Source organism: Aliiglaciecola lipolytica, assembly GCF_018860635.1.
Lineage (GTDB): Bacteria > Pseudomonadota > Gammaproteobacteria > Enterobacterales > Alteromonadaceae > Aliiglaciecola > Aliiglaciecola lipolytica_A.
Genome location: NZ_JAHKPT010000026.1, coordinates 246,755 through 255,661, shown reverse-complemented (window position 1 = coordinate 255,661; position 8,907 = coordinate 246,755). Strand labels below are relative to the sequence as shown.

Annotated in this window: 5 protein-coding genes; all 5 read left to right on the top strand. The window is 43.2% G+C overall.

Going from position 1 to position 8,907, the window contains the following annotated elements; all coding sequences use genetic code 11:
• The first annotated feature begins 335 nt into the window (after positions 1–335).
• The gene (locus KO530_RS15755) at positions 336–1,364 is read left to right on the top strand and encodes a LacI family DNA-binding transcriptional regulator (RefSeq protein ID WP_216049400.1); all 1,029 of its coding nucleotides are present in this window, start codon (positions 336–338) and stop codon (positions 1,362–1,364) included.
• A 74-nt stretch (positions 1,365–1,438) separates the two neighbouring features.
• On the top strand, positions 1,439–2,593 hold the full coding sequence (locus KO530_RS15750) for an endo-1,4-beta-xylanase (protein WP_303500112.1): 1,155 nt from the start codon (positions 1,439–1,441) through the stop codon (positions 2,591–2,593).
• 17 nt (positions 2,594–2,610) lie between these two features.
• Entirely contained in the window at positions 2,611–3,927 is a 1,317-nt protein-coding gene (locus tag KO530_RS15745; RefSeq protein ID WP_216049399.1) for a glycoside-pentoside-hexuronide (GPH):cation symporter, read from the top strand.
• A gap of 2 nt (positions 3,928–3,929) precedes the next feature.
• Positions 3,930–5,573 (top strand): glycoside hydrolase family 43 protein, encoded by a 1,644-nt coding sequence (locus KO530_RS15740; RefSeq protein WP_252729305.1) that lies wholly within the window; start codon positions 3,930–3,932, stop codon positions 5,571–5,573.
• Between the two features lie 122 nt (positions 5,574–5,695).
• Positions 5,696–8,878 carry a TonB-dependent receptor gene (locus KO530_RS15735; protein ID WP_303500109.1) on the top strand — a complete coding sequence of 1,061 codons (3,183 nt, stop codon included), beginning with the start codon at positions 5,696–5,698 and terminating at the stop codon, positions 8,876–8,878.
• Positions 8,879–8,907: the final 29 nt, after the last annotated feature.

Below are 8,907 nucleotides of genomic sequence, written 5' to 3'. Positions count from 1 at the left end.
CATACCCAGCGAGTGTCATGGTAATAGCTGTTCATGTAATAGGCATCTAGGTGTCACACCTCCATGTGGCTACCTCCAGTGCAGCATCCATGCTGCCCGTTCCGTCGCTTAACGCTTCTACGAAGCTAAAAACAACCGACTCCACCCCAATGTGAGAGCCAAAATATGCAACAAACCTGTAGCACGGGCTTCAGTCCGTGGAATATCGCCCTCTTAAAGTCGTTTTAACAAAATAAATAAACCAAAATGTTACTTAACATTTTGGTTTATTCAACATGATCAATTAGACTTATGCGACTCTACATATTGCCTCACCAACAAATGGTTCGGAATAAATGTCTAAGGTTAAACTGCAAGATATCGCGATTAAAGCTGGCGTCTCCATGATGACTGTATCGAGAGTAATGAATAATGATCCTAAGGTGGGTGCAAAGACCCGTGAAAAAGTAAGTAGAATAGCTAATGAAATGCAATATAAGCCGAATATAGCTGCTCGACATTTAGCAACCTCTAAATCTTATTTCATCGGCTTGGTGTGCGAATACGCCAGTTCGTCATATGTTAATAAATTTCTAGTTGGTGGTTTACGTAAATGTCGTACATCTGGTTATCATGTTGTTTTAGACGAAACAGCCGGAGATCGCGAAAAAGCCTTAGACATAATAAAAAACCTGATTGAAGTAACCAAAGTTGATGGGCTGATTTTGCTCCCGCCTATTAGCAATATGCCGGAGGTTGTAGATTTATTATCAAATGCAAATGTTGGTTTCGTTCGTATTGCTCCCGACATTAATTTGTCCGCTAGCCACTACATTTGTATGGATGACTATCAGGCGGCATTCGACGTAACTGAGCAACTTATTAAAAGCGGCCATACTAGGATCGCGCATATTATTGGTAGCCCCAACCAAGGTGTAAGTAGATTGCGCTACCAAGGATATTTAGACGCTTTACGTTCCAATCAAAAAATGATGCCTCCTGAGTATATTGAACAAGGCTATTTCACTTACAAATCCGGCTTGGATGCGGCTAAACGATTACTGGAACTGCCGAACAAACCCGACGCGATATTTGCTGCAAATGATGAAATGGCAGCTGCTGTTGTCTCTGTTGCACACATGAAACATTTAGATGTACCGCAAGATGTTTCTATCGTAGGCTTTGATGACACCGAACTTGCCACCACAATTTGGCCCAATATTTCAACGGTTACCCAACCTATTAAAGAGATGGCCGAACTTGCTATTGATATCTTAACAACCTCGAAAGCTGACAAAACACTTAAAGCTTCTAACATGCGCCATGTACTGGACTACCGTCTGCAATTAAGAGATTCAAGTAAAAATATTGTTAAAATAACGTAAAACCGTAATTGACAAACCGAATACAACAAAATATTGTTAGCGCTATCATTTTGGTTGGGATTTTCGGTGAAATAGTGAAATTAACTATAACAACGGTGTTTTTATGCTTAGTGTTTGGCTTTGTGTCTAGCTGCACACATACTAAATCGACTAGTACACAGGCCAGCAATACAACGGATATTTCACTTCAGAGCGCCTTCGCTCCGCATTTCAATATTGGTGTTGCAATCAATACGCAACAGGCAAACGGCAAGGATCGTCAGTCTGTCGTAATTATAAATAGACATTTCGACACCCTGACAGCTGAAAACGATATGAAATGGGAGAGCATTCAACCTAGCTCAAACAATTTCACTTTCGAAGCCGCAGAGGCTCTTGTTAATTACGCAAAGTCGACCAACAAAAACATTATTGGTCATACTCTAGTGTGGCACCAGCAGACTCCGGATTGGGTTTTCGAAGACGCAAACGGCAATCTTGCCAGTCGCGAGCTTTTACTGTCTCGAATGAAAACCCATATATTCGCTCTAGCAGGCAGATATAAAGACGATATCAAAGGCTGGGATGTGGTCAATGAAGCTTTTAACGAAGATGGTACTTTACGGGAGTCGAAGTGGTTACAAATTATAGGCGATGATTTTATAGAAAAAGCTTTTGAATACGCACATCAAGCCGCACCTAATGCCAAGCTCTATTATAACGATTATAACCTATATAAAGCGGCAAAAATGGATAGCGTAATCGCTATGGCCAAGCGTCTTAAAGCCAAAGGTATTCGTATTGACGGTATCGGCGAACAAGGTCATTACGGAGTAGAACCCCCACTTAGACAGTTGGAACTAAGTATTCAAAAAGTCGCTGCGGCGGGCTTAACCATGATGATTACTGAACTAGACATTTCCGTACTTAAATTCCCAGATGAAAACAACATGGGAGCGGATATTTCTTTAAATTTTGTGCTTCAAGACGAATACAACCCGTATGCGAATGGCATTTCCCAATCATCCTATCTTAAATTAGCTAAAGCATATAAAGATCTATTTAGATTGTTTTTAACCTATCGACAGGACATTGACAGAGTCACGTTTTGGGGTGTTTCTGATAATGATACGTGGCGCAACAATTGGCCGATGAACGGCAGAACCGATTACCCACTGTTGTTTGATCGTGACTATCAAGCTAAAGCTTTCGTGCAAGACTTAGTGGCATTAGCCAGCGAATATCAATAGTTCAGGGTAATTGCAGAATGGTTAAGGTAAGCGTTACCGAAAAAATTGGCTATGGTCTTGGCGATGCGGCAAGCAACATCGTATTCCAAGTTGTTATGGGCTTTTTATTGTATTTCTACACTGACGTATTTGGAATATCTGCAGCAGCAGTAGGCACTTTGTTTTTAGTGGTTAGAATATTCGATGCGATTACCGATCCTGTTATGGGAGGAATTGCAGATAGAACCAATACAAAGTGGGGGAAATATCGGCCCTATTTGCTGTGGTTCGCTATACCTTATGGATTACTGGCCGTTTTGGCTTTTACCACTCCAGATTTTAGTGCCACCGGTAAGCTTATCTACGCTTACATTACTTATACCTTATTGATGACCGCTTACACCGGGATTAATATCCCATACTCTGCGCTCGGCGGCGTTATGACTCCGTCTCCGACCGAACGCGCTTCGGTACAATCCTATCGATTTGCGCTAGCAATGGCAGGCGGTGCAATTGTCACCGCGAGTATGTTGCCGCTAGTTGACTTTTTTGGTCAAGGGGATGAGCAACGGGGCTTTCAGATGGCAATGGCCACCTTGTCCGTTTTTGCCGTAATCTGTTTTGTCGGTTGCTTTTCACTGACCAAAGAACGAGTAGAAATCCCGAAATCGACTACACATAATATTCTCAAAGGCATTTGGCTCGACTTTGCAAAAATGCTGCAAAATGATCAATGGCGAATCATCGCCCTTGTTAGCCTGCTATTGCTAATCAGCGTGGCGATGCGAGGCGCAACCACTCCTTATTACGTGCAATATTATTTGCAACAAGAGAGCTTAATTACGTTATTTATGACCAGCGGTATGGTTGCTGGTATAGCGGGGGCTTTAAGTGCGAATTGGCTGGTAAAAAGATTTTGCAAAGTAACACTGATGCGCATTTCTGCTCTGGGCATAGTCGTTGCCAATGGTGTGTTGTTCTTTGTGCCCCGGGATGCATGGGAAAATGCACTAGTGTTCTCAATTTTAGCCAATTTTACGCACATGATATTTACCCCTTTACTATTTTCAGCCGTACCCGACACCGTTGATTATGGCGCTAAAAAGTTAGGTCAAAGTGCGATGGCAATGGCGTTTTCTGGCCACCTCCTGATGATCAAGCTAGGTATCGCGTTGGGCGGCGCGTTTACTGGCTGGATTCTGGCAACCTCTGGCTACCAACCAAATATAGATCAACGCGAATCAGCTTTGAACGGCATCCTGTTTTTGTATTCTGCAAGCTCTGTTATTGCCGGCCTTGTAGTATTTGCATGCATGAAATTTTACAAACTTACACGTGATTTTAAGGAAGCGTGAGAATGACAACCTCTACTCAAACAATGATACAAAATCCAATACTTCCAGGTTTCAATCCTGACCCGAGTATTGTTGCCGTTGGTGACGATTTTTACATCGCTACATCCACGTTCGAATGGTACCCAGGTGTGCAAATACATCACTCAAAAGATTTAAAAAATTGGCGATTACTAAGTCGGCCATTAAATCGAGAGGCTTTGTTGGATTTGCGTGGCGAGCCGGATTCTTGCGGAGTTTGGGCCCCGTGTCTTAGTTATCATGATGGGCTGTTTTATCTAATTTATACAGACGTAAAACGATTCGATGGCAATTTCAAAGACGCACACAACTATTTGACTACTTGCGACACTATAGATGGCGAGTGGAGTGACCCTATTTACATGAACTCTAGCGGCTTCGATCCATCTTTATTTCATGATGATGATGGCAAAAAGTGGTTCGTAAATATGGTGTGGGATCATCGCCATCAAAAGAATAGATTTGGTGGTATTTTGCTTCAAGAATATTGCCCTGTTAAAAAGCAACTTGTTGGTGAAATCAAGAATATCTTTGCCGGCAGTAAACTCGCTTGTACCGAAGCCCCTCATTTGTATAAACGAAACGGTTACTATTATTTAATCACTGCCGAAGGTGGCACCTTTTATACCCATGCGATGACGGTTGCTCGTTCTAGAAATATTGACGGTCCTTACGAGCTAGACCCTTATGGGTACTTGCTAACCGCTAAAGACAACCAACATTTAGGGCTGCAGCGGACAGGGCACGGCGATCTGTTTGAAACACCCAACGGTGAAACTTATCTTGTTCATTTGTGCGGTCGTCCATTATTAGGCGAACGACGCTGTCCACTTGGCCGTGAAACCGGTTTGCAAAAGACTTATTGGACTGAGGATGACTGGCTAAGAGTTGAAAATGCAGTCACAGATGGGCTACCCGAAATGCTAGTGCCAGCGCCGAATATGCCAGAACATCCATGGCCTGCCACTAAACATAAACATGATTTTGATACACCAGAGCTACCAATAGAATTTCAATGGTTACGTACATCGAATCCCGAGCGCTTGTTCAGTTTAAGTGCTCGACCAGGTTACATGCGTTTGATTGGCCGAGAATCAATCGGGTCGTTATACGAACATGCGTTAGTCGCCCGCAGACAACAGGCTTTTGCTTATTCAGCACAAACCGCTATGGAGTTTTCGCCAACTAATTTTCAGCAAACTGCTGGGCTTATCTGTTATTACAACAGCAATAAATTTCACTATTGTTACGTATCCATCGACGATGAAGGTAATCGTTTTGTGGATGTGATGAGTTGTTTGGGTAACCAAGACTTAACCCTCACATTTGGCCTTCGCGAGGGGCATACAGACGGTTTCATCACGGATCCCCGCTTTTTATTGCCAAACCAAGGGCCTGTATATTTAAGAGCAGATGTTGACCATCACTTACTCACCTTCTCTTTTTCAGTGGACGAAAAACACTGGACAAAACTGCCTATTAACCTTGACTACACCATTATTTCTGATGAAGCAGGTGGAGGCGATGGCTGTCATTTTACCGGGGGTTTTGTCGGTATGGCTTGCCAAGATGTGTCAGGACAGCAATGCAAAGCTGATTTTGACTATTTTGAATACATTGAATGCTAGACAGAGTGAGTGTTTTTAGACCTTTTATACGGCGGCATTTATTGGGCTGCTGGTAAGCGCATTGCCAAATAAACACAATAAAAATAAAACCATAAATAATCATACGAACTTGGAGCTTAACCGTGCAACATAATAACGAATTAGCCGAACTAAAACGTAAGAGTATACCTAGATTTAATAAATCCATGATTGCACTAGCAATAATGGGTTTTAGCAGCCAAAGCTTGGCACAAGAAGCTGGGGCAATCACCGCAGTTGAAGGCGATGATGTTGAAGTAATCAACGTCAGAGGTGTGAGATCAAGCGTCATTCAGGCGCAAGAATTAAAACGTGAAGCCGATACTTTTGTCGACGCAATAACCGCGTCGGATATTGGTGCGCTTCCTGACCGAAGCGTACTTGAGGCGATGCAACGTATTCCGGGCATTTCAATTGAACGTTTTGCCGCCGCCAATGATCCTGATCACTTTGGTGTGGAAGGCAGTGGCGCGGTCATCCGCGGCATGTCTGCAACCCGAAGTGAATTTAACGGGCGGGACTCATTTACTGCAAACTCGGGCCGTGGTCTTAGTTTCCAAGATGTCCCACCAGAATTAATGGGGTCGGTACAAGTCTATAAAAATCAGAGTGCTGATCTTATCGAAGGAGGGATTGGTGGTACTGTTAGTTTACATACTCGCCTGCCTTTTGATTCTGAAGAGCGTATTTTTGCGGTTTCAGCAGATCTCACATACAGCGACCTGATAGAAGAAACAACGCCTAGTGCTTCTGCGATGTTTAGCGACAGTTGGAATACCGACGCTGGTAAGTTCGGTTTTCTAGTTAACGTCGCTAAGTCAGAGTTAGATAGCCTGTCTCATAGTATGCAGTCAGAAGTGTTTTTAACCCGCGATGATTTAGTCGATGGACAAACTGTCCTTGCTCCTAACGGCGGCAATTTTGGGAAAAACAATATAAATCGCGAACGACAAGGGCTTGCACTCGCCGCTCAATGGGAAAGTCCTGACCGACGTACCTTAGTGACAGGCCAGTTTATGCGTTCAGACGCGACCTTGGCTTGGACAGAAAATACGTTTAGCTATCAGACTGATCAAAATAATGGCGACGAAGCTGATGGCCTAAGACGTGACACTTATCCTCTTGACGGCACGCCGGCTTATGAATTTGATGATAGCGGCACTTTCATTAATGGCACAATTACTGATCAACGCGATGGTGGTTGGCGTTCAAATGGTAGTGACCAACAGCGAGTCCCTATTGCCGCTGATTGGGGAAATCCGTCTGTACCGCAATTTGGTAATACTTATCAATCGACCACCCGTGCTAAAGAGCAACGGACGGTTGTTGATGATTATGCTTTTAATGTTAAATTTAGACCGAATGATACTTGGTCCCACGAGTTTGACATTCAGTATATCGATGCAACAACTAAAGACGATGATGTGACTTTATATTTAGGTACTCAAGCCAACTTGAGTTTGAACTTAAAAGGTGATGTTCCTCAAATCGAACTTTTAGAGCCTTGGAATGGTAACGCTGGTGGTAACGGACAAGAGAGTAATCCGGCCTTTTTCCAAACCAAATCTTCGTATTATTGGCGTTCTGCAATGGATCATTACGAACGCAGTGAAGGGGATTCGGTGGCGTTTCGCTATGATACTAAGTATACCTTCGATAGAGGTTTTTTCTCTTCGATAAAAGCCGGTGTGCGATACTCTGAACGGGAACAAACAGTGCGCTTTTCTGCATATAACTGGCAAACACTTGGTGCACTATTTAGTAATGACGTCGATGGTGATGGCTATGCCGCTGCATGGCTGGATTTACCGGCAAACGAAAGCTTGATTAACGAAGTTCAACAAGTGAGCTGGGATGATCATCATCGTGGCAACAATGTAATAGTACCTGGCGGCACAACTCTGCATCCTTCGATTGCATTAGTACAAGACTACGCTAATTGGGGAAGTCGACTCTCTGGAGTAGCTTCTGACTGGGAACCCTTGTCTGAGAGACAAATACAAAACGGTGTTGATGCCAATGGCAACCCCACTTACGAACAATTAGACGGCCCCTTTAGACCAGCTGAAACTAATACTTTTGTGGAAACAAATACCGCCGCCTATGTACGATTTGATTTTGAATCTGATGCATACAAGTTCCCATTTAATGGTAACTTTGGCGTTCGCTACGTTAAAGTCAAGCGGGAAACAGATGGCGCTGTTACCTTTCCTAACCTAATTCCTAATGATCCAGCGGATACTTCTGACCGCTTAAACTTTTTACCCGCGGATGACAGTGCCTTTGGTAACTATGGTACCGCGGTACTTAACGATGTTTACAAGGATGATTTCATTCTGCCTAGCTTTAATATAAAAGTAGAATTGGACGACGATTTAATTGCTCGCTTTGCGGTATCTAAAGCGATTGCTTACCCAGACACTGGCAACTTAAAAAACTACGTTAATATTCAAGATGGCATCTTTATCACCGACCGAACTGAACCATCAGAACCTGGTGGTGAAGCCATCATAAACAGCTCAGATGTAGTTACTTGGGAAGGGAGTTCAGGAAATCCGTATTTAGCGCCAATGGAGTCGATTCAGTATGACTTCTCTTTGGAGTGGTATTTCAGCCCCTCAAACTCACTAACCACAACGGTATTCTACAAAGATTTGAGTAACTTCTTTGTGACAGGTGCTGTAGATGAGCAGTATACCAATAATGGTGTGACGAATACCGTGCGGGTACAAAAACCTCTTAATACCGACGAAGGTACTATGCAAGGTATTGAGTTTGCTTATTCACAGTTTTTCGATTTCTTGCCAGAACCTTTTGATGGCTTAGGTATACAGGCAAACTACACTTATATTGAAGCTGAAGGTGTGCCCAATAGTAATACTTTTGAAACAGAACCTGACGGCCAACCGAAGGATGGACCAGCGGAAGCGGCATTTGAATCATTGCCGTTAGAGGGACAGTCTAAACACACTGCTAATTTAGTGCTGACTTATGAAAAGAATGATGTGTCAGCGCGCATGGCCTATAACTGGCGGTCTGCATATTTGTTAACCGCTAGGGACGTTATCGCGCCTTATAGACCCATTTATAATGAAAGTGCTGGTTTTCTTGATGGTTCGATTTTTTACAACGTAACTGACAATATTAAAGTCGGACTGCAAGCCGTTAACTTGTTAGATACAGTTACCAAGACGACCATGCAGATTGACGATGCAGGAACTAGAACTGGACGTTCTTGGTTTGTAAATGATAGACGATTCTCTTTTGTGGTTAGAGCGAATTTCTAATCTATCTAACTAAGCTGAAGAATTATGCG